This is a genomic window from Rudanella lutea DSM 19387, assembly GCF_000383955.1.
GTDB lineage: Bacteria > Bacteroidota > Bacteroidia > Cytophagales > Spirosomataceae > Rudanella > Rudanella lutea.
Genome location: NZ_KB913013.1, coordinates 1238781 through 1260655, shown reverse-complemented (window position 1 = coordinate 1260655; position 21875 = coordinate 1238781). Strand labels below are relative to the sequence as shown.

Below are 21875 nucleotides of genomic sequence, written 5' to 3'. Positions count from 1 at the left end.
GTTTGGCGGGTTAGAAAGACAGGTTCAAACCGAAGATGAAATTTTTCTGATTGCCCGGATAGTTGGCGTAATCGACGCCAAAGGCTGAGCTTAAACCGCTGATTTCGGGGTCGAGACCGGTGTATTTTGTCAGCGTGAACAGGTTGGCTCCCTGCGCGTAAACCCGCAGTTTGTTCAGGCCGATTTTGCGGAGTTGCGCCGGGCTGATAGTGTAGCCAATCACCAGCGACCGCAGTTTCAGGAACGACCCGTTCTCGACATAGAAGGAGTTAGAAACGCCCGATGAACTAAACGAACCGGTCGATTCAATTTTGGGAATCGTGCTGTTGGGGTTTTCAGGCGACCAGGCGTTGAGCAGATCATTGCTCTTGCCGCCCACGTAGGTGCTGAAGAAGTGCGTAAACGACTTCACGGTGTTGTAAATCTCGTTGCCCTGCGAGCCGTACAGCACACTCGAAAAATCGAAGTTGCGGTACGTCAGGCCCAGATTCAGGCCGTAGGTAAAGGCCGGGTTGGGGCTGCCGAGGAAGGTACGGTCGTTGGCGTCGATTTTGTTGTCGCCGTTGATGTCGGCGTACCGGAACCGGCCCGGTGCGGCCCCGCTCTGCGTGGGGGCTGAGGTTACCTCCGACTCATTCTTGAACAGACCCAGCACCTTGTACCCGAAGTACGAGCTGACAGGTTGCCCTTCCTGATTCCGAATCACGTTGCCCAGGTTTTGGGTATTGGCCGCGTCGAAATAGCCTGGCCCCGGAATATTCACCACCGTGTTCTGGTAGGTGGTAATGTTGGCCCCGATGCTGTAGCGCAGGTCGGTGCCAACGGAGCCTCTATACGTCAGGTTGGCATCGAAACCTTTGTTCTGAATATCACCGATGTTGACCGTTGGGGGCGTTGCGCCACCGGCCGTAGCGGGCAGCGGTTCGCTGAAGAGCAGCCCATTGATCGACTTTTTGTAGTATTCGAGCGAGAGGTCGAGCCGGTTGTTGAGAAACGTAGCGTCCAGACCGATGTTCTGCACAATGTTTTCTTCCCAACCCGTGTTGGGGTTGCCAATGCTCGTTTGGGCGAAGCCCTGCGTGAGCCGCCCGGCCCCGCTGATGTCGTAATAGGCGTTGAAGAACGTGCCGCCGAAGAGCGTGAAGGCATTTTGTGGGCTCACGTTGTTTTGCGACCCCAGCACCCCGTAGCTACCCCGCAGTTTGAGGTCGTCGATCCACGTCACGTCTTCCATGAACTTCTCGCCTTTTACGCGCCAGCCGAGCGATACCGACGGGAACACCCCGTACCGCTTGTTGGCCCCGAACCGCGACGAACCATCGCGCCGGACGGTAACCCCCACGAGGTATTTGTCGGCGTAGGCGTAGTCGAGTCGGCTAAACAACGAAAACAGGGTGTTGTTGTATGCGCTGCTGCCGTTGGTGATGTTGGTAGTGCCGTTGGTGAGGCTCAGGTAGTCGAAATTGGTGGAAAACAGCCCACTCGACGAGCCCGTCAGGAACCGGCCGTAGTTGCGAATGGCCTCCGAACCGGCAATCACTTTTACCGAATGCTGCCCCAGTGTTTTGGCAAACGAGAGGGTGTTGGTCCACATCGTGTTGCTGTTGTACAGGGCCGACTCGGCAAACGAGTTGGGATTAGTGTTGCCTTCCGAGTTGTTGTACGGCGTGAAGGTGAAGTTGGTATAATACTGATTGTCAATGAATCCGCCAAGGCTGGTGCGGGCCGTGAAGTACTTCAGGAAATCGACTTCGGCAAATACATTGCCCACCACGTTCCAGGTGTTCGACTTGTTGTTGAGCGTGTTGTTCTGCACGGCCACCGGGTTCGATGAGCTACCCAGCTCCGGCCCGGCAAACGTACCGCCGTAGTTGCCCCGGATGTCGTACACCGGAATAATGGGCATGGCGCGGTAGGTCCAGGCAATGGGGTTGCCTGTGCTGAGGTTGTCAAAGCCGGGGTTCTGCTTGTAGAACACGTACAGGTTTTCGCCCACCCGGATGTTTTTGCGCACCTTAAACTGGGTGTTGACCCGCGCCGAGTAGCGTTTGAGGTAGGTGTTCAGGAGCGTGCCCTGCTGGTTGAAATAGCCCAGCGAGACCAGGTAGTTCGATTTGTCGGTGCCCCCGCTGGCGGTCAGATTGTGGTTGGTGATGGGGGCGGGTTTGAACACTTCGTGGAACCAGTCGGTGCCGGTTTTGTTGACGGCCTGAATCAGGTAGTTGTTGGCCGGGTTGTTGGCGTCGAAATTGTAGCGCGCAGGGTCAACCGCCGGATTACCCGCGTTGCCGACGCCTGTAGCACTACGCCCACGGTACATAAAATCGGGCAGGCCGTTCTGAAACAGGCCCGTATTGGGGTATGCAATTTTGGTGAGCCGGGCAAAATCCGTTGAGTTGAGCAGGTTCCAGACGTTGCCCTGTTGCGGAATCTGGGTGCCGTAGTAGGCATCGTACGAGAGCGTAGGCTGGCCCGACTTCCCTTTTTTGGTGGTTACAACGAGTACCCCGTTGGAGCCCCGAACCCCGTAGATAGCGGCCGCCCCGGCATCTTTCAGTACCTGAACCGACTCAATATCGTCGGCACTCACATCGTTTAGTTCGCCCTGAATCCCGTCGATAAGTACGAGTGGCTGGGTGTTGCCAAAAGAGCTGATCCCCCGGATAAAAATGTTGGCCGGGCTACCCGGCGCCCCCGAACTGATCACGTTGACCCCGGCAGCCTGCCCTTGCAGCGCCTGCACCGCCGACCCCGCCGGTACCGACTTGAGCGCCTTCATGTCGACAATCGACACCGAGCCGATGATGTCTTTTTTGCGCTCGGTGTTGTAGCCTGTCACCACCACCTCGCTTAGTGAGGTCGTTGTTGGGGCGAGGGCCACGTCGAGAAAGGTCTGGTTGCCAACCGTAATCTCCTGGGTGAGATACCCGATATACGAAACCACCACTACGGCATTGGCTGGTACGTTGAGTGTAAAGCCCCCCTCGGCGTCGGTTACGGTGCCGCTGTTGGTGGTGCCTTTGAGGAGAATGGTTGCCCCGGCAATGGGCTTCTGGTCGTCGGTGCCGGTGACCTTACCCTTCAGCTGGGTTTGGGCATGCACCACGAAGGAGGTCAGTAAACAGGCCAGCAAAAGGTAAACCCTGGCTTTGCGGAACAGGAGAGTGTAGACCATAAATAAGTTAGGTTTAAAGGTGTCAGTGCAATGGCCAACCGTTGTTACGATTTTGTGTTTACAAATAAAGGTAAATTTTGTAAACAATAAAATGAGGTTAAAAAAATTTTTCCAGCCAACGGTTTGGCCACAGATAGAATGGAAAAAGGCATTGGTTGCCCAATGCCTTTTCGTGATGCCTATAAAAGATGTTTACCTTATTCGAGCTCCAGGGCCGATACTTCGCCCCGGATCAGGTGTTTGGAGAGAGCCTCCTCGGCCATTTTAAGATCGCGCTCGCGTAATGCCTGTACAATTTGTCGGTGTTCCTGATCCGTCTGTTCGTAATCGTCCATGTGAATTTGGGTCTTGCCCAGCTTCTGATGAAACAGCGGAATGTTACTCAACTCGTATATATTCTTCAGTTTATCGTTGGCAGCAATGGCGATGAGCGTTTCGTGGAATTTCACGTCTGCTTCGCAGGCACCGCCAAAGTAGCCCCGTTCGACCATTGCCGTGAAGTCATTGCAGATTTGTTCGAGTTGCTTAATCCCCTCGGCGTCAATCTTCTGAATAGCCAGCCGAATAGCCCCCAGTTCCAGGATTTCGCGTAGCTCCCGAATCTCACGCACATCGGCGGCTGTGAGCGTTTTTACGAAGTAGCCGCCTTTTTCGCCAAACTCAATCAGTTGTTCCCCCAGCAGACGGGTCAGGGCTTCGCGGACCGCCATCCGATTTACGTCGAGCTTTTTGGCCCAGATATCTTCTTTTAACCGGGTTCCCGATACCAACTGGTTAGAAAGTATCTTACGCCGGAGCTCCAGATAGACCTTATTGGCGAGCGAATCGATTTTCATGCTTATTTCTTTTTAAACAAAAAATGCCTTGTTTTGTAAACAAAGTTTGGTGTTGGAATAAAGGTAGTATTACTTTTTGCACATAAACAAGCGAAGGCCCGCTTTTCTCCGCCCGTGTTTTTGCCTGAAAAGTAAAACCACTTCTGTAATAGCTTCTAAACACATACCGAATTCAATCGTTTATGCCTACTTCTTATCCAAACCGACGACAGTTTATGCAGCGGGCTGCCCTGGGCAGTGTGGTGCTGAGCCTGTCTGAACCCACTTCTTTTTTTTCCTCGTCCGTTGCCCCCGGCAAGCGGGTCGGTATTATTGGTCTCGATACGTCGCACAGCACCGCTTTTGTGAAAGTACTTAACGCCCCCACGCCCGACCCGGCTTATCTGGGGTATCAGGTGGTGGCGGCTTACCCGTACGGTAGCCGCGACATCGAAAGCAGTACCAAGCGGATTCCGGGCTATACCGAGGAGGTCAAAAAAGCGGGTGTGGAGATTGTGGATTCGATTGAGGCCCTGCTCAGGAAGGTCGATGTCGTAATGCTCGAAACCAACGATGGCCGTCTGCACCGCGAGCAGGCCCTGCACGTGCTGAAGGCGGGCAAACGATTGTTTATCGATAAGCCTATTGCGGCTTCGCTGCCCGACGTACTCGCTATTTTCGGGGCGGCCCGGCAGTACAAAATCCCCATTTTTTCGGCCTCGTCGCTCCGCCATATTAAAGGAATCGAGGCTGTCGATAAGTCGAAGGTGGTGGGGGCCGATACGTTCAGCCCGGCTGTTCTCGAAAAAACGCACCCCGACCTGTTCTGGTACGGCATTCACGGGGTTGAAACGTTGTACACTGTCATGGGCACCGGTTGCCGGCAGGTGGTGCGGATTCATAACGAAGGTACCGACATTGTGGTGGGTACCTGGGCCGACGGCCGCGTGGGTACGTTTAGGGGTACGCGCACGGGCAAGCACGATTACGGCGGTACGGTGTTTACCCAAACCGGCAACCTCACGCTGGGCCCCTACGGCGGCTACGACCCTCTGCTGAAAGATATTGTTCGCTATTTCGATACGGGTGAGGTACCCGTAACCCCCGAAGAAACCATTGAGATTTTTGCCTTCATGGAGGCCGCCGACGAAAGCAAGCGCCGGGGGGGCGCACCCGTTACGCTCGAAAGCGTACTGGCCAAGGCAAAATAACGGGCCTACCCGACGGGGTATCGGCCGGATTGAACCAACTTAACCCTTTTTGGACGAATGAAGAACCGCCATTTTTCGCGCCGTGAATTCATCAAACGCCATTCGCTGACAGGCCTCGGCGTGGCCCTCACGCCCTCACTACTCACCCAGGCTGCCCCGGCCCCCGCGCCGATCGGGCCGTTTTCGCACTCCGTGGCCGAGCCGCTTGCCTTGCTGGGTGGTAAGCCCGTGCGGGCGAAAGAATGGCCCACCTGGCCGATCTGGAAATCCGAAACCGACGAAAAACAACTGCTCGACGTGATTCGGAGCGGGGTGTGGTCGCGGGCTAATGTGGTTACTGAGTTTGAAACCAAATGGGCGGCTACCGTCGGGTCCAAGCGGTGCCTGTCGGTGGTCAATGGGACCAACGCGCTGGTGGCTTCGCTGGCGCAGTTCAACATTCGCGGGGGCGACGAGGTGCTCGTGCCTGCCTATACCTTTATCGGCACGGTAGCCCCGGTGCTGGCAACAGGGGCGATGCCCGTATTTGTCGACATCGACCCCGAAACGTTTCAGATCGACCCGGCCAAGATTGAGGCCAAAATCACCCCCCGTACCCGCGCCATCATTCCGGTGCATATTTTGGGGTTGCCCGTCGACATGAAGAAGGTGCTCGCTATCGCCAAAAAGCATAATCTGGTGGTGATTGAAGATGCCTGTCAGGCACACATGGCCGAGATTGACCATCAGAAAGTAGGCACCTTTGGCGATGCGGGCTGTTTCAGCTTCCAGAACTCCAAAAACATGGCCATTGGGGAGGGGGGAGCCATTGTGAGCAACAACGACGCCTTTATGGATCGGTGTTTTTCGTACCATAATTACGGGAACCCCTACGGTACGGTGTCGGGTGTGATTGGTATTGGTACGCTTATTCAGGGTACCAAGTTGCGGCTGACCGAGTATCAGGCGGCCATTGGACTGGCCCTGCTCAAACGGCTCGATGCCGAAACGACCACGCGCAACGAAAATGCCGCTTACCTGAAAGCTAAAATTGAAAAAATCCCCGGCATTGTGCCGTATAAGCTGTACGCCGACGTGACGCGGGCCGCGTTTCACCTGTTTCCGTTCCGGTTCCATCAGAACGAGTTTAAGGGACTTTCGCGCGAGTTGTTTATCAAAGCGCTCACGGCCGAGGGGGTTCCGTGCCTCAAAGGGTATGCGCCCTTGAACAAGATGCCGTACCTGGACGATACCTTCAAATCGAAGAATTACCAGAAAATGTACCCGAAAGAGATGCTCGATTTCAAGGCCTATCTCGATCGGAACCAATGCCCTCAAAACGACCGCATCTGCAACGAGGAGGCCGTTTGGCTGACGCAAAATATGCTGCTCGGTACGCGGCAGGATATGAACGATATTGCCCGGGCCATCGAGAAAATTTATACACAGGCCGACAAACTAATGGCGCAGAAATGAAGCATACTTCGTTAGTTGTCAGTTTGTTGCTGACTTTTCTGTTCGCGATTAGTGCCAATGCGCAGGGCTGGAAAGCGGGCGTGGCCCGCGCCGTGATTACCCCGCAGGGGGCCATCTGGCAGGGCGGCTATGCCTCGCGTACGCACGCATCCGACGGGAAGCTGCATGACCTCTGTGCGAAGGCCCTGGCTCTGCAGGACGCCAACGGCAAGCGGGCCGTGCTGGTTACTACCGATCTGCTGGGTTTCCCGAAGCCTATGTCGGACCGGATTCGGCAACGGCTGCAACAATCGCTCGGGCTGGCCAAAGCCGACGTGATCCTGAACAGTTCGCATACGCATTCGGGGCCGGTACTGGGCAAGGCGTTGCAGGATATTTACCCGGTTGGTCCGCCCGAACAGGCCACCATCGACGCGTACACCCGATGGCTCGAAGATCAGGTGGTGCAACTGGTCACCAAAGCCTTCGCCGACCTCGAACCGGCCGAGTTGTTCAGTCAGAACGGCGTGACCCGGTTTCAGGTGAACCGACGCAACAATAAGGAAGCCTCGCTCCGCGAACAGACCGAACTGCGCGGCCCCAACGATTACGCCGTACCTGTCCTGAAGGTGCTGAACCGCCGGGGTGTGCTCAAAGCGGTAGCCTTTGGGTATGCCTGCCACCCAACCGTGCTCGATTTATATCAGCTGTCGGGCGATTGGCCGGGCTTTGCCCAGCTCGAACTCGAAAAAACCTATCCGGGGGCTACGGCTCTGTTTTTTCAGGGTGCCGCCGGTGACCAAAACCCTTTGCCCCGCCGAACTATACCCCTGGCCCGGCAGTACGGCCGCGAGATGGCGGTGGCCGTGGAGCGGGTACTCGATGAACCCATGCGGGCACTGCCCGCCCAACTGGGTACGGCCTACGCCGAGATCGACCTGAAGCTGAACCCCGTACCGTCGGATGCCGACCTGACCCGGCTCACCACCCACAAAGACGCTTACATGCAGCGCTGGGCTACCCGGATGCTGGCCGAAAAAAAGGCGGGTGTCCAGTTTATCAGCAGCTACCCGTACCCGGTGCAAGTCTGGAATGTGGGCGGGCAATCCCTGTTTAGTTTCGGAGGGGAGCTGGTGATCGAGTACGCGCTGGAGATCAAAAAACGGTTTGGACCCGATGCCTTTGTGCTCGCTTACAGCAATGATGTTATGGGCTATGTTCCGTCGGAAACGATCCTGAAAGAAGGTGGTTACGAAGGCGATTCCTCGCAGATGGTGTACGGCCTGCCGAGTACTTGGACCACCGGGCTTCAGGCGCAGATTCTGGCCGAAGTTGAACGACTGGCCGGACCTCTCGGCCTGACCAAAGCCGCCCCGAAGTAAGTTTTTCATTCCCGTTTCTATCCATCATGTCTTTACGCGCTATTCCGCATTATTCGGGCTTCCCGCTCGCTCACGATACCTACAATGCCATCACAGCCGCGAGCGACGGCAACATCTACTACGTACTTTGCTCAGAGTCGCCCACCGAGGGCGGCAAAATGTACCGGTACAATCCGGCTACGGCCACCTCCGAGTGCCTCGCCGACCTGACCGAAATCTGTGGTGAAAAGGGGGCGCAGGCCATTGCGCAGGGCAAAAGTCACGTTCGGTTTTACGAGCGCGACGGCAAGCTCTATTTCGCAACCCACATCGGGTATTACGAAATGATCGACGGTATGGAGCGACTGCCCGTCAATACGCCCGAGGGGCTATCGCTTTACCCCGGCGGCCACTTTGTTTCCTACGATTTGCAAACGGGGCAGTTCGAGAAGCTGGCTACTGCGCCCCACGGCGAGGGAATTCTGACCATGACCCTCGACCGCGACCGGGGGCATTTGTACGGCATTACGTGGCCCGTGGGCTACTTCATCTGGTACGACCCCGCCACCGGAATCCTGAAAAATCTCGGCCCGGTATCGGCACAGGGCGAGGCTGGTACCCCCGGTACGGATTACCGGGTGCTGTGCCGGAGTATGCTTGTAGACCCCCGCGACGGAACCGTGTATTTCTCGACAGCTGAGGGCGAAATTCGGAGCTACACGCCCGGAGCTGATGCCCTGAAACTGGTAGAAGAGGTCGATTTGCGGCTCGATTACTTCGGGCAGTATGATCCTACCCGTCCGGGTAGTATGGGCTACAACTGGCGCAAGATTTTCTGGTACGCCCCCGAACAGGTTGCCTACGGCATTCACGGTAATTCGGGGTATCTGTTTCGGTTCGACCCGAAAGAGCCCCGCATCGAGCTGGTGGAGCGGCTTACTTCGGAGCCCTCACGCCGAAGTGGCATGTTCGATCAGTTTAGCTACGGCTACCTGGGTTTCCAGCCCGGCCCGGATGGAGAAACCATCTACTACCTCACGGGTGGACCTATTTACGAAAATGGCAAGCGGGTAAAGGGCGTCGATCAGATTGCCAAAGGGGCAGCCAAAGGGCTCGAAAACCTGCATCTGGTCACTTACCATTTGCCTACCCGAACCTACCGCGATCACGGCCCTATTTTTTACCCCGACGGTTCCCGGCCGACGTACGTCAACTCTATTGCCGTGGGCCCCGACGGGACGGTGTACACCCTGGCCCGGTTCTGGCACGAAGGCCACGAAATTCAGGATCTGGTGCGAATTCTGGTCGATAGGTAGCCAGCCGATTAGTTGACAACCGCTAGCCAGGAGCGAGGTTACCTTACCCGGGGCCGCCGGGCGATGACCGCCGGGTGGCCCCGATCTTTCCAAACAAGATATCATTGTTTTAACAGAACCATAAGGATGCTCCGCGTATACTACAACCGTTAGGCGCATTACAGACGTAGAGTGCGTTGGATAATGGGCCGCCCGAAAGTTGCGTTTTGCGGGTAACTTTTGTTAATTTACTCGTAACACAACGTAGGTTTACCCGCGTTCGCTGTGGGTGGATAAAGGCAGTTGACTCATTTATCCATCGGGTAGAGGAGTGCAAACCTCGGGAGTCGTTTTCCCCGCGAAGAGGTCCGGTACGAGCGGGCCACGATTCCTGCCCTCACATCTGTTAGTGAGGGTATTCGGGCGGGAGCATCATGAAATGGTCGTTTATCATTGAACAAAAGCTAAAAGCTGCCGGACTGCTCTTCGGGATTATGGTTGTGACCGTGCTGACGTCGCTCAGCATGAAACACGCCATTCAGGATATGGATCAGACGGTAACGTCGGTGTATGTCGATCGGCTGCAACCCGCCATCGATATTGTGTACCTGAGCGAAAACCTGTACATCAAACGGCTCCTGCTCGACGATTTTCTGTCGGGCCGGACGGGCCTGACGGCGACCGATGTACGTCAGAAAATAAGCCAATACGACGCGCAAAGCCAGAAAATGGTCGATGAGTTTCGTAAAACCAAACTGGCCGAGGGCGAGGGTGTGCAACTGGATGGTTTCCAGAAACGCATGGCCGACTACGCCCAGTTGGAACACCGCGTGCTGAGTTTGCACGAATCGGGGCAGGCTGCGGCAGCGGTACAACTGCTGTACGGCGAAGGCAGCGTGATTTTTGGGCGGGGTATTCGGAACCTGCACGAGCTGGCGCATATTCAGGCCGCCACGGGCCGCGAAGCCGTCGACCAGGTACACCGGCAGGCCGCAGGCGGTTCTATCAATGCCATGTTGCTGGTAGCCTTAGCCCTGATTGTGGGGTTTGTGATTCAGGCGCTTATTTACAACTCGAAGCTGGTGAACCGACCGGTGCAAAATATCCACTTAAACTAACGGGAGTTAGGTATAGTGTACTGGTTTCCTGTATTTAGCCAAGTGCTGGCAGGTAGACCAAAAATGTGGCCCCCTCGCCGGGTTGGCTGCGGGCTGTGATGGCTCCTCCGTGATTTAGGGCCACTTTTTCGCAAATGGCCAGTCCAATACCGGTTCCGGCAAACTCGTGCTTGCCGTGCAGCCGCTGAAACACCTGAAAAATACGGTCGGTGTACTTATTCTCGAACCCGATACCATTGTCGGTCACGCGGATGCATTCGTACCAATCGGCCTGTCGGGCGGGTTTCAGATGGGCGGGCAGATCCCGCAAGGCAACCCGCTCACTGCGTATATTGATATGCGGTACGGTGTTGGGCCGCCGGAATTTGATCGCGTTGGTGAGCAGGTTCTGAAACAACTGACCCAGCTGCGAGCCGTCGCCCAGCACCGTAGGAAGCGACCCGATAGTAACCTGTGCTCCTGTCTCCTCAATCGTGAGCGAGAGGTCGTCCAGCACCCGGGCGGCTATGCGGTTAAGGTCGACGGGGAGGGCTGGCTCCTGACGGGTAGACAGCCGGGAGAACAGGAGCAGATCTTTGATCAGAATAGACATGCGGGTGGCGGCCGACTGCATGCGGTTGATAAAGTCGGCACCGGGACCAAGTTGGTCGGCGTACTGGTTTTTCAGGATGTCGCCAAACGACTGAATCTTGCGCAGGGGCTCCTGTAAATCGTGCGAGGCCACGTAGGCAAACTGCTCCAGGTTCCGGTTTGATCGCTCCAGTTCCTTGTTGATCTCATTTAGCTCGTGCGTGCGTTGCTGCACACGTTCGTCCAGTTCCAGCGAGAGTTCCCGGTACCGGGTTTCGCTCGCTTCGACCTGCTGCTGGGCCAATACCTGCTCCGATACATCGGTGGCTACGTTCAGAATGGCGTAAATCTGGCCGTTTTCATCCCGGAGGGGCTCGTACGTGAAATTGAAGTAGAAGCTGCTCAGTTTACCATCCACTACCAGGTCGGCCCGGTCTTTGGAGGCATGGTAGGGTACACCCGTTCGGTACACCTCGTTGAGCAGCTCGATAAACGGCTGGCCATCGAGTTCGGGCAGGGCTTCGTGCAGCAACATGCCGTTGACGTACTCGCCTTTGCCCCATAACTTCTGCATGCGCTCATTGGAGTACTCGATCACCAGATCCGGGCCCATATACAAAGCAATAGCCACGGGCGCGTCTTCGATCAATTGCCGGAATCGGCGTTCGCTTGCTTCGATCCGTTGGCGGGCGTTTACCTGCTGGGTCACGTCGGTAGCCACCACCAGAATCCCCGTGACGGCGTTTGGGGTAGCTCCGGCCGGATCGGTGCCGCCCTGAATACCACGTTGGGGGTGGTAGCTTAGGTCAACGTAGATGGTTTCGAGCCGGTCGTTTCGAACCACCCTCGCCGACATCTCATGGGCTACGTAGGCTTCGCCCGTCTCGATCACGTTTCTCAGCAATTCGTCGAAACCCTGTCCCTGTAACTCGGGTAAAGCTTCGAGCAGGGGCTTACCGGCAAGCTCTTCGGGCGTGCGCCCTACCAACTGGGCGTAAAATGGGTTGACCATGCGGAAGGTCAGCTGCGGGTCGCTATGCAGCAGGGCAATGCCGACCGGGGCCTGTTCAAACGAGTCGAGCAACTGCCGCTGGCTCTCTTCAATATGCTGGCGGGCCATAATCTGGTCGGTCACGTTTTGGGCGATCCCCGCAAACCGATATACCTGCCCCGATGCGTTGAAATAACCCCGGCCCATAAACCGAACCCAGCGGACCACACCGTCGGAGGCTCCAACCGTGCGGTAGGTCATGTCGTAGGTGCCATCGTGCTGCGGGTCCATAGCTTTATGTACGGCCTCATCAACGCCCGCCCGGTCGTCGGGGTGGATAAACTGTACGGCCTGCTCGTAGGTGTACGGCAGGTTGTCGGCAATGCCAAACAGCCCTTTGCTCCGGTTGTCCCAATGGATGAGGTTTGTGACGGGGTCGAGGTTCCAGACGCCGAGCTGGGCGGCTTCGAGCGCAAACCGCAGCCGCTCTTCGCTTTCGGCGAGGGCCTGTTGCGCCACTTGTTCGGTTTGGCGGGTCAGTACCTGATCGGTCACATTGAGGGCCGACATGAGCACCCCGTAGATGGTACCCTGGGGGTCGCGCAGGGGCTGGAACGTCAGGTTATGATACTCAATTCGGGTGACCCCGTTTTTCACGTAGGCATACGGCACCTCGCGCTGATGCAACAATTGTCCCTGTTGGTACACCTGTTGCAAAACGGCCCGTGTGGAGGCTGAAATGGATTCGGGCAGGGCTTCCTCCGGTCGTTTGCCAATAATACTCGAATCATGCCCAAGTAGGGCTAGCATCCGGGCGTTGGCGATCTGAATCTCCATGGAGTCGCCAATGAATACGGCTTTGGCGACCGGCGACTGTTCGATCACGCTCTGCACAAACAGGGCGCTCCGTTCCAGTTGTCGGTGGGCTTCGGCCTGTTGGGTCACATCGTGAAAAACCAGAATCAGTTCGTTATTCCGGTAAAGAATAGCGGTATCGTACCAGCTTTCGGTACCATAGGCCCGGTAGCGAAACACCAACCGGCGCGATTCGCCAGCCTCGGCCACTTCCCGTAGTACGTCGAAAAGCCCCAGTAATTCGGGGGAATGGTGAATAGCCAGAAACCGTTCGCCCGTCAGGTCGGACCCGGCCCGGATGGATTCGGGTGCCCAGTTAGTTTGTTTGTAGACAAAATCAACGATAGCCCCCTGTGCGTCGCGAATGGGTGACAGGAGGCTGATGCCGATCTGTGCCGAATCGAATACGGCCGGTCGTGGCTGGGGAGTCAGTTCCGTGGGAGGTGAGATCGGCAGGTCGGTAGCCGTAATCAAAACCCCAGCTACTTCGTCGTGCTCGTTGCGGATTGGACTGTAGCTCAGCGCCCAGCTTTCGTCGGTTGTTCCTCGTCGGTAGGTGTATCGGTCCAGAAAAGCCCCCTCGTTGAGGGCAAATACGCTTTCAATGTGCGGTTGGCTCACCTGCCAGAAGTGTGGCCATACCTGGGCGGTAGATTGGCCGGGGAAGGTGTCAAACTGTCCGGACGGGTCTATACGATCCCGGAAGGCATCATTGTAAAACGCAATTCGGTCGGGGCCCCAGCAGAGCAGCATCGGCACATGTGCCGTCAGTACCATCCCGACGGTGGTACGTAGGGGGAGTGGCCAGGTATCGGGCGTGCCTACTACCGTAGCCGACCAATCGCCCGAACGCATAAGCAGGCCCATTTTTCCACCACCGGCCAGAAATCGGTAAGAAGCGGTAAGCGGATTTGGTTTCATACAGGTTCATTCCATAACGTGAAGCATTCGCGAACGGGCCAGCCCTATACCGGGTTGGTGGGATGCATGCAATGTTGCCAGTAGTCGATAATCAGTTTGAGCTGTTGTTGCATACTGGCATAATCGGTAGCCTTTTTGTAAAAGCCCTGCACGGTAGCATCGTAGGCTGTTCGGATGATCTGGGGCGTAGCGGCCGTGGTCAGAAAGATAAACGGAATGTTTTTCTGAGCCAGATGCTGGTTGGCCAAAATGCGTTGCCGCAGTTCAAGGCCGTTCATCAACGGCATATTGATGTCGCAGAGAATCAGAAAAGGCTGATCGGTGGTGGTTTCGAGGTATTGCAGAGCCGCTTCGCCGTTGGGGAAAAAGCGAACTTCATTGGGAACCCCTAAATTCTTAAGTGTTTCGCCAATCAGATATTGGTCATCTTCATCATCTTCAACGGATATGATGGGGCCTTTCAGAGACATACGTTAAACAAGCGGCTACGCAAAATGCGGTTTGTGGATACCCTAGCCAGTCCGTTGCCGATGCGCGGGGCAGGCTATGCGATCACTAGTTACTCAAAACAGTGAAGCAAAGTAAAGATAATTTAGAAGAATATTTTGCGCCGGGGGGCTCAGGGTCGCCGTAACTGTTAAAAACTGATTAATAGGCCTTCCGGGCAGCTAATTCCGCCCGGCAGATGCGGCCGCGTTGCCCTGCCGGACTGGGCTGACCGGTTAGGGTTGGTTGGGGTGTTTGCACGCCTTGTCTGCCCACCGTATCTTCACTCAGTTGTTAGCGGAAATATACCCAGCGGGTTCGTCCCTAAATTAGCTAAACGTTTAATGACGTTTTCGAGTTAATCTCCCTAACTATCCCCTGTTCAACGTTTAATGACTGCCTTTCATGATTCTTATTGTTGATGACAGACCCGAGAATATCCTTCCGCTGAAGCGAATTCTGGAGCTGCATCAGTTCTCGGTCGATACCGCTGAGTCGGGCGAAGAAGCGCTTCGGAAAGTGCTGAAAAACGCATACTCCGTTATTATTCTGGATGTGCAGATGCCCGATATGGACGGCTTTGAGGTCGCCAACGCGATTGCCGGTTTTAGCAAAGCCCGCGATACGTCGATTATCTTTCTCTCTGCCGTCAATACTGAAAAGAAGTTTATCAAGAAAGGCTATACCGCCGGGGCTATCGATTATCTGACCAAGCCGGTCGACCCCGACATTCTGGTGCTGAAAGTAAGAATACTCAAAAAACTGTACGAGCAGCAGCAGGAGTTACGCACCGCGCAGGAGCAGCTTCGGCGGGAGGTGGAGGTCCGTAAGCAGGCGCAGGAGGCCCTGACCGAACGTATGCAGGAGTTGCAGGCGATGCTGTCGTCATTACCCCAGATGGCGTTTACGATCTCGGGCGATGGGCAGATCGAGTACGTGAATCAGCACTGGTTCCGGTACGCGGTCGATGCACAATCGTTTCCGGCCACCCACGCCGACGATACTATCTGTGACGATTGGAAACGGGCGCTGGGCGAGGGCCTTGAGTTTAACCGGGAGGTGCGGCTGAAAGAGCTGGCTACGGGCGATTACCGCTACCATCTGCTTCGGATTATCCCGATTGGGCAGGTCGATCAGCCTACGCGCTGGATTGGTACCTACACCGATATTCATCCCCAGAAACAGGCCGCCGAACTGCTGGAACAACAGGTGGCCGTGCGCACCAATGAGCTGCGCCAGAAAAACGCTGAACTTGAGCAAACCCACTTTGAACTCCAGCAGTTTACCTGGGTTATTTCGCACGATCTGAAAGAGCCGCTCCGCAAGGTGCAGTTGCTCAACGATACCATTAAAGAGCGGTTTTTGGGCGATAACCCCGAGGCCCGTTCGTACATTGAGCGATCTATCCGGTCATCGTCGCGGATGTCGACGCTCATCAACGACCTGCTGGCCTACTCGCAGTTGTCGGTACCCGAGCCGTTTGAACCTACCGACCTCAACGCTTTGATCGACGGGCTCCGGCATGACTTTGGAACGGCTATCGAGGGGAAAAAAGCGGTTTTTCACGTGACGGAGTTACCCGTTATCGACACGATCCCGTCGCGCATCCGGCAGGTGTTCCAGAACCTCATCAGTAACGCCCTCAAATTTGCCAAACCCGACCAGTCGCCCATAATCACGATTCGGGCCGAACGGGTGCGCCAGAAAGCCATCGATAGCCCACCCATGCCCGATGGTGACTACTGCCGGATTACGGTTGAGGACAACGGTATTGGCTTCGATGAGAAGTTTCTGGACCGGATCTTTGTTATTTTCCAGCGGCTGCACGACCCGTCGAGTTACGACGGAACGGGCATCGGGCTGGCTATTGCTAAAAAGAACATCGACAAGCACCACGGACTGATTTCGGCCCGCAGCCGCGTGAACGAAGGAGCCCGTTTTATTCTGGTTTTGCCCATCCGCCAACACCAACCAACCGATATAGCCTCTACTCCAGAGTCGCTTTAACCCCATTTGTATGCCTCCATCCACTACCACCAATTCGGTTATTCGACAGTTGCAGGCCGTGTTTACCGTGTCGACGCTGCTGCTGCTCGTCAGCCTGACGGCATCGTTTTACAGTATTCAGAAGCTGATTGAAAATTCGGAGCTGGTAAACCACACCAATCGGGTGCTGATTGAAGCCGAGAACGTAATCTCATACATCAAAGACGGCGAAACCGGGCAGCGGGGCTATATTATCACGCTCGACCCGGTATTTCTGGATATCTATAACGGCAGCTACGAGAAAGTTGAGAACAGCTATAATCAGCTACGCCAGCTTACAGCCGATAATCGGGCGCAGCAGCAGAATTTGATTGAGATCAAGCGATTGTACGAGGCCCGGTATGCACAGATGCGCCGGGTGCTGAACCTGACGCAACGGGCCGATGGCTTTGGCCGCGACACCGCCCGGCGGCATACCGAAATGACCCGGGGCAAGCTGATCATGGACGACCTGCGGAAGGTGGTTAATCAGTTGAAAGCCGACGAAAACAAACAGTTGCAGGCCCGCACCGAAGCCCAGCAGTTGTATATCCGGTACACGCCCTTTTTGCTGGTCATTGCGGCTCTTATTTCGATGCTCATCACGGCGTTTGCCTATATGCGCATCAAGCGGGACATGGATATCCGGATGGCCCAGCAGGAGGAAGCCGAAGCAAAGTACATCGAAACCAGCCGCCGGATTGCCGTGATGGAAGACCTCACTGAGCAAATTGCCGGGGGCGACTACGCAGCTCGCAGCACCGACGAGCAGGACGACGAGCTGGGGCGCATTGCCAAAGCCCTTAACCAGATGACGGCCGCGCTGGAGCAAACCTTTACCGACCTGAACCGGCGCAACTGGTTGCAGGAGGGGGCCGTGCTGGTGAGCGATGCCATGCGGGGCGAGAAAGAGGTGAAAAAGCTCGGAAACAACCTGGTCAAAACCTTGGCTGAATACCTGAATGCGCCGATGGGTACGGTGTACCTGAGCGACCGCGACGGGCGTTTCCGGCTGGTGGGAAGCTATGCCGCCGGTCAGGTCCCAGAGGTCGTGGTGCCCGGCGAAGGCTTGCTGGGGCAGGTGATTCTGGACAAAAAAACGAAGCTGATCAACGCCGTGCCGCCCGATTACAGCCGCGTGGCCTCGTCGCTCGGTGATGCGGTGCCTGTGTCGCTCCTGATTACCCCGCTTCTGTACGGCTCCGATTGCATCGGGGTAATTGAGCTGGGTATGCTGCATACGCCCCGCCCGGTTGATGTCGATTTTGTAGAAACCAACCGCGAGCCCATCGCCATCGGGTTCAATGCTGCGCTCGACTACATCCGGCTCCAGAATTTTCTGGAAGAAACCCAGGCTCAGTCGGAGGAGTTGCAGGCTCAGCAAAAAGAACTGGAAAGCCTCAACGCCGAGCTGGAGCTACAGGCGCAGAAACTACAGGCTTCGGAAGAAGAACTGCGTGTACAGCAGGAAGAATTGCAGCAAACCAATACCGAGCTCGAAGAGCGCGGCACGCTGCTTGAAGAACGCAATAGCGAGATTCAGAAAAAAGCCGACGAACTGGAGGTAGCAACCCGCTACAAGTCGGAGTTTCTGGCCAATATGTCGCACGAGTTACGGACTCCGCTCAACTCGATTCTCCTGCTCAGTCGTCTGCTGGCCGAAAACATCGATGAAAACCTCAACGACGACCAGATTGAGTACGCCAAAGTGATTCAGTCGTCGGGCAATGGGTTGTTGGGCCTGATCGACGAGATTCTGGACCTTTCGAAGATTGAAGCAGGCCAGATGAAGCTCGACTACCAGACCGTGGCCGTGGGCGACGTGGTGGAGGAGCTTCACGCTCTGTTTGGCCTGATGGCCAAAGAAAAGGGGCTGGCGTTTACGATTGAGGTAGCTCCTGACGTACCCAAGACGCTCCATACTGACAAGATGCGGCTGGGGCAGATTCTGAAAAACCTGCTCTCAAACGCCCTCAAATTCACGGCGCAGGGGGGCGTATCGCTCACCATCTCGCGCGACGCGCCCGACCCAACCCGGTTGTGTTACACCGTTCGCGATACGGGCATTGGTATTGCGCCCGAAAAGCAACCGCTGGTGTTCGAGGCCTTCCAGCAGGCCGACGGCTCTACCAAACGTAAATATGGCGGCACCGGCCTCGGTTTGTCGATCAGCCGCGAACTGGCCAAACTCCTCGGGGGCGAAATAAGCCTCAAAAGTGAACTCGATAAGGGGAGTGAGTTTACGGTCCGGTTGCCCATTGACCCGGTAGCGACGCCCGAACCTGAAACCGCGCTGCCTGCACCGGTACCCGCCCCTGTGACCGCGCCCACGGCGGTCATATCGCCCAGCCCGGCACCCGCCCGGCCCGAAAGCCAGTTTATCAGTACGGTCATCCCCGAAGCGATTCCCGACGACCGCAATGCGATTCAGGCCGGCGATAAAACGCTGCTGATTATTGAAGACGACGTGGCCTTTGCCCGTTCGTTGCAGGACTACGCCCGCAAAAAAGGCTACAAGGTGATAGTGTCGGTGCGGGGCGACGAAGGCCTCCAATTGGCGGCTACCTTCAAGCCGCTTGGTATTCTGCTCGACATTCAGTTGCCTATTATGAGCGGTTGGGAGGTGATGGATGCCCTCAAGGCAAACCCGCAAACCCGCCCGATTCCGGTGCACATGATGTCGTCGCACAAGCTTCGGAAAGAAAGTCTGCTCAAAGGGGCCATTGATTTTGTGGATAAGCCGATGGCGTTCGATCAGATGCAGGACGTGCTGGGCAAAATCGAGTACGTGCTCAACCGGAAGCATAAAAAGGTGCTTATCGTGGAAGATAACCCCAAGCATGCCAAAGCGTTAGCTTATTTCCTCGAAACGTTTGACATCAGCTCCGAACTGAAAAGCAACATACCGGAGGGCGTGGATGCGCTCAAGCGCAAGGAGGTCGACTGTGTGATTCTGGACATGGGCGTGCCCGATAGCAAAGCCTACGAAATGCTCGAAGAGGCCCGTAAAGACCCCAGTTTCGAAAACCTGCCGATTATTGTGTTTACGGGCCGTAGCCTGTCGATGTCGGAGGAGCTGAAGATCAAGAAATACGCTGATTCGATCATTGTAAAAACGGCCCATTCGTACCAGCGTATGCTCGACGAGGTATCGTTGTTTTTGCACTTAGTGGAAGAGAACAAGCCCAACGGCAACACGGCCAACACCGGCGCGGCCAAAAAGCTGGGGGCCCTGAATCAGGTGCTCGACGGTAAAACGGTGCTGGTGGTTGATGACGATGTGCGGAATATTTTCTCGCTTTCGAAGGCCCTTGAACAGTACAAAATGACCGTAGTGGCTGCGCTGGATGGCAAAGAGGCCCTGCAAAAACTGAAAGAGAACCCGGATATTCAGGTGGTTTTGCTCGACATGATGATGCCGCAACTCGACGGCTACGAAACCGCCCGCGCCATCCGCGAACACTACCAATGGCGCGACCTGCCCGTGATTGCCGTGACGGCCAAAGCCATGACCGGCGACCGCGAAAAATGTATTCAGGCCGGTGCTTCGGACTATATCACAAAGCCCGTTGATATCGATCAGCTTATTTCGCTCCTACGCGTGTGGCTTTATGATCGGCTGTGAACAATGAACAGTGAACAACGAACAGTGAACAATGAACAGTGAACAGTGAACAACGAACAACGAACAGTGAACAATGAACAGTGAACAGTGAACAACGAACAATGAACCCTAAACCCTAAACTCTAAACAGGGAGTAACCAAGTAGTAAGGAGGTGCTTATGCCAAAAAAACGAGTCCTGATCATCGACGATGATGCCCGCAATATTTTCGCGCTGAAGGCTACGCTGCGTGCCAAATCGTTCGACTGCCTCTCGTGCCTGAACGCGCAGGATGCCCTCGATATTCTCCGAACCGACGAGGTGATCGATACGGTTCTGATCGACATGATGATGCCCGACATGGACGGCTACGAGGCCATCCCGCGGATCAAAAGTCTGCCCAACCGGGCCCAAACACCTATTATTGCCGTAACGGCTCAGGCGATGGTGGGCGACCGGGAAAAATGCCTGCGGGCTGGTGCCACAGACTACATTGCGAAACCCATCGACGTAGATCGGTTGTTGCAACTGTTGGCAGCTTGAAGTAACCCCTGCCCATTTAGCAGACTCAACGTAGTAGAAACTGAATCATGATTGCCGAACACGAAGTTGATCTTTTACTGACCGATTTGCAGGAGTTGCATGGGTACGACTTTACCCATTACAGCCGGGCCTCGCTCAAGCGACGGATCAACCGGCTGGTGGCGCTCGACAAGTTTCCGAGTTTTGCCGAGTTGCGCTACCGGGTTCGGTCAGATAGTGAGTATATCAAGCGATTTGTGCAGGAACTGACCGTAAATGTGACGGAAATGTTTCGCGATCCCCTGTTTTACCGGACCCTGCGGACGAGCGTGATTCCGTCGTTGCTGGCCAAGCCGTTTGTGCGTATCTGGCATGCGGGCTGCTCTACGGGCGAGGAGGTGTTTTCGATGGCGATTCTGCTCAAAGAAGCCAACTTGCTCCACAAAACCCTGCTTTACGCAACCGACCTGAACCCCGACGTGCTGGAGTCGGCGCGGAAGGGAATCTTCATGATGAGCCCCATGAAGCAATACTCCGAAAACTACCTGCTTTCGGGCGGCACCCGCGACTTCTCAACGTATTACACCGCGCAGTACGGGCACGTCAAGTTCAACGAAGAACTGGGCGAGCGCATGGTATTTTCGACCCACAATCTGGTATCCGACCGCTCGTTCAACGAGTTCGATCTGATCCTGTGCCGCAACGTACTGATTTACTTCGATAAACCTCTGCAAAACCGGGTGCTGAACCTGTTCGATGAGAGCCTGGGGCCTTTGAGTTATCTGGCGCTGGGGTCTAAAGAGACCCTGAAATTCTCGACTGTAGAGCCTAAATACAAACAGATAGGAACCGAGAAGATATGGCGGAAAATGGGGTAGGCCGACCGGAGAAACTGGTCGTTATTGGCGGGTCAACGGGGAGTATCGATGTGTTACTGAGTGTGTTGCCCACGGTACAGGTGCCCTTGTCCGACACAGCCATTGTGATTGTGGTGCACCGTAAAAACACGGCCGATTCGGCGCTTTCGGCGGTGCTTGCCCTGCGTACAAGCCTGCCCGTACACGAAGTAGGCGATAAAGATCCCGTACTGACCGGCCATATTTACCTAGCCCCGGCCGACTATCATTTGCTGTTTGAGCACGACGGTACGTTCTCGCTCGACGACTCCGAAAAAATCAATTATAGCCGCCCTTCCATTGATGTCACGTTTGAGTCGGCCGCCGATGTGTACGGCCCGGCGTTGGTAGGCATTATTTTATCGGGGGCCAATGCCGACGGTACCGAGGGGTTCCGGGCCATCAAACAGGTCGGGGGCATTTTGGTTGCTCAAGACCCCGACACCGCACAGGTGGGGTATATGCCCAATCAGGCCATTCTGCACACTCCGGTCGACCATATCCTGAGCATCGATCAGATTGGGCCGTTTATCAATGGCGTTACGGGTTAGGAGTTTGCAGTTTACAGTATTCGGTTTTCAGTTTTTGGTTTATTTG

The 21875-nt window shown here is 55.7% G+C and carries 14 protein-coding genes; 10 read left to right on the top strand and 4 right to left on the bottom strand.

The window, feature by feature from the left end:
* Positions 1 to 10 precede the first annotated feature (10 nt).
* Together RUDLU_RS0105400 and RUDLU_RS0105395 are read right to left on the bottom strand one after the other, a co-directional pair.
* On the bottom strand, positions 11 to 3175 hold the full coding sequence (locus RUDLU_RS0105400; protein ID WP_019987334.1) for a SusC/RagA family TonB-linked outer membrane protein: 3165 nt from the start codon (positions 3173 to 3175) through the stop codon (positions 11 to 13).
* 197 nt (positions 3176 to 3372) lie between these two features.
* On the bottom strand, positions 3373 to 4011 hold the full coding sequence (locus RUDLU_RS0105395; protein ID WP_019987333.1) for a GntR family transcriptional regulator: 639 nt from the start codon (positions 4009 to 4011) through the stop codon (positions 3373 to 3375).
* A gap of 182 nt (positions 4012 to 4193) precedes the next feature.
* Here RUDLU_RS0105395 and RUDLU_RS0105390 point away from each other — a divergent pair, with 182 nt between their 5' ends.
* The 5 genes from RUDLU_RS0105390 (at position 4194) to RUDLU_RS0105370 (ending at position 10409) form a co-directional block, all read left to right on the top strand.
* Positions 4194 to 5201, top strand: a complete 1008-nt coding sequence (locus tag RUDLU_RS0105390; RefSeq protein ID WP_027302786.1) for a Gfo/Idh/MocA family protein — start codon at positions 4194 to 4196, stop codon at positions 5199 to 5201.
* Positions 5202 to 5258: 57 nt separating this feature from the next.
* Positions 5259 to 6656: a DegT/DnrJ/EryC1/StrS family aminotransferase gene (locus RUDLU_RS0105385; protein ID WP_019987331.1), complete on the top strand. Its 1398-nt coding sequence runs from the start codon at positions 5259 to 5261 to the stop codon at positions 6654 to 6656.
* The gene (locus RUDLU_RS0105380; RefSeq protein WP_019987330.1) at positions 6653 to 8017 is read left to right on the top strand and encodes a neutral/alkaline non-lysosomal ceramidase N-terminal domain-containing protein; all 1365 of its coding nucleotides are present in this window, start codon (positions 6653 to 6655) and stop codon (positions 8015 to 8017) included. The genes RUDLU_RS0105385 and RUDLU_RS0105380 overlap by 4 nt, the downstream gene beginning before the upstream one ends.
* Before the next feature lie 26 nt (positions 8018 to 8043).
* Positions 8044 to 9312, top strand: coding sequence for a hypothetical protein (locus RUDLU_RS0105375; RefSeq protein WP_019987329.1), 1269 nt, complete (start codon positions 8044 to 8046; stop codon positions 9310 to 9312).
* Positions 9313 to 9725: 413 nt separating this feature from the next.
* Positions 9726 to 10409: an MCP four helix bundle domain-containing protein gene (locus tag RUDLU_RS0105370; RefSeq protein WP_019987328.1), complete on the top strand. Its 684-nt coding sequence runs from the start codon at positions 9726 to 9728 to the stop codon at positions 10407 to 10409.
* Positions 10410 to 10443: 34 nt separating this feature from the next.
* Here RUDLU_RS0105370 and RUDLU_RS29180 read toward each other — a convergent pair whose 3' ends face one another.
* Complete coding sequence (locus tag RUDLU_RS29180; protein WP_019987327.1) at positions 10444 to 13746, bottom strand: PAS domain-containing protein; 3303 nt, start codon at positions 13744 to 13746, stop codon at positions 10444 to 10446.
* 44 nt (positions 13747 to 13790) lie between these two features.
* Entirely contained in the window at positions 13791 to 14216 is a 426-nt protein-coding gene (locus RUDLU_RS0105360) for a response regulator (RefSeq protein WP_019987326.1), read from the bottom strand.
* A gap of 421 nt (positions 14217 to 14637) precedes the next feature.
* On the opposite strand from RUDLU_RS0105360, the gene RUDLU_RS0105355 reads away from it, so the two are divergent.
* The 5 genes from RUDLU_RS0105355 (at position 14638) to RUDLU_RS0105335 (ending at position 21829) form a co-directional block, all read left to right on the top strand.
* The gene (locus tag RUDLU_RS0105355; protein ID WP_019987325.1) at positions 14638 to 16239 is read left to right on the top strand and encodes a sensor histidine kinase; all 1602 of its coding nucleotides are present in this window, start codon (positions 14638 to 14640) and stop codon (positions 16237 to 16239) included.
* Positions 16240 to 16249: 10 nt separating this feature from the next.
* The gene (locus RUDLU_RS0105350; RefSeq protein ID WP_019987324.1) at positions 16250 to 19882 is read left to right on the top strand and encodes a response regulator; all 3633 of its coding nucleotides are present in this window, start codon (positions 16250 to 16252) and stop codon (positions 19880 to 19882) included.
* A 158-nt stretch (positions 19883 to 20040) separates the two neighbouring features.
* On the top strand, positions 20041 to 20403 hold the full coding sequence (locus RUDLU_RS0105345; protein ID WP_019987323.1) for a response regulator: 363 nt from the start codon (positions 20041 to 20043) through the stop codon (positions 20401 to 20403).
* A gap of 47 nt (positions 20404 to 20450) precedes the next feature.
* Positions 20451 to 21260, top strand: a complete 810-nt coding sequence (locus RUDLU_RS0105340; protein WP_019987322.1) for a CheR family methyltransferase — start codon at positions 20451 to 20453, stop codon at positions 21258 to 21260.
* A complete protein-coding gene (locus RUDLU_RS0105335; protein ID WP_019987321.1) occupies positions 21242 to 21829 on the top strand; it encodes a chemotaxis protein CheB in 588 nt (195 codons plus the stop codon). The genes RUDLU_RS0105340 and RUDLU_RS0105335 overlap by 19 nt, the downstream gene beginning before the upstream one ends.
* Positions 21830 to 21875: the final 46 nt, after the last annotated feature.

What these genes read in the sequence shown, in the direction of transcription:
- RUDLU_RS0105355 (WP_019987325.1), top strand. Translation starts at nt 14,638, where the DNA reads ATGATTCTTATTGTTGATGACAGACCCGAGAATATCCTTCCGCTGAAG.
- RUDLU_RS0105360 (WP_019987326.1), bottom strand. Translation starts at nt 14,216, where the DNA reads ATGTCTCTGAAAGGCCCCATCATATCCGTTGAAGATGATGAAGATGAC.
- RUDLU_RS0105390 (WP_027302786.1), top strand. Translation starts at nt 4,194, where the DNA reads ATGCCTACTTCTTATCCAAACCGACGACAGTTTATGCAGCGGGCTGCC.
- RUDLU_RS0105345 (WP_019987323.1), top strand. Translation starts at nt 20,041, where the DNA reads ATGCCAAAAAAACGAGTCCTGATCATCGACGATGATGCCCGCAATATT.
- RUDLU_RS0105385 (WP_019987331.1), top strand. Translation starts at nt 5,259, where the DNA reads ATGAAGAACCGCCATTTTTCGCGCCGTGAATTCATCAAACGCCATTCG.
- RUDLU_RS0105350 (WP_019987324.1), top strand. Translation starts at nt 16,250, where the DNA reads ATGCCTCCATCCACTACCACCAATTCGGTTATTCGACAGTTGCAGGCC.
- RUDLU_RS0105375 (WP_019987329.1), top strand. Translation starts at nt 8,044, where the DNA reads ATGTCTTTACGCGCTATTCCGCATTATTCGGGCTTCCCGCTCGCTCAC.
- RUDLU_RS0105395 (WP_019987333.1), bottom strand. Translation starts at nt 4,011, where the DNA reads ATGAAAATCGATTCGCTCGCCAATAAGGTCTATCTGGAGCTCCGGCGT.
- RUDLU_RS0105380 (WP_019987330.1), top strand. Translation starts at nt 6,653, where the DNA reads ATGAAGCATACTTCGTTAGTTGTCAGTTTGTTGCTGACTTTTCTGTTC.
- RUDLU_RS0105340 (WP_019987322.1), top strand. Translation starts at nt 20,451, where the DNA reads ATGATTGCCGAACACGAAGTTGATCTTTTACTGACCGATTTGCAGGAG.
- RUDLU_RS0105370 (WP_019987328.1), top strand. Translation starts at nt 9,726, where the DNA reads ATGAAATGGTCGTTTATCATTGAACAAAAGCTAAAAGCTGCCGGACTG.
- RUDLU_RS0105400 (WP_019987334.1), bottom strand. Translation starts at nt 3,175, where the DNA reads ATGGTCTACACTCTCCTGTTCCGCAAAGCCAGGGTTTACCTTTTGCTG.
- RUDLU_RS29180 (WP_019987327.1), bottom strand. Translation starts at nt 13,746, where the DNA reads ATGAAACCAAATCCGCTTACCGCTTCTTACCGATTTCTGGCCGGTGGT.
- RUDLU_RS0105335 (WP_019987321.1), top strand. Translation starts at nt 21,242, where the DNA reads ATGGCGGAAAATGGGGTAGGCCGACCGGAGAAACTGGTCGTTATTGGC.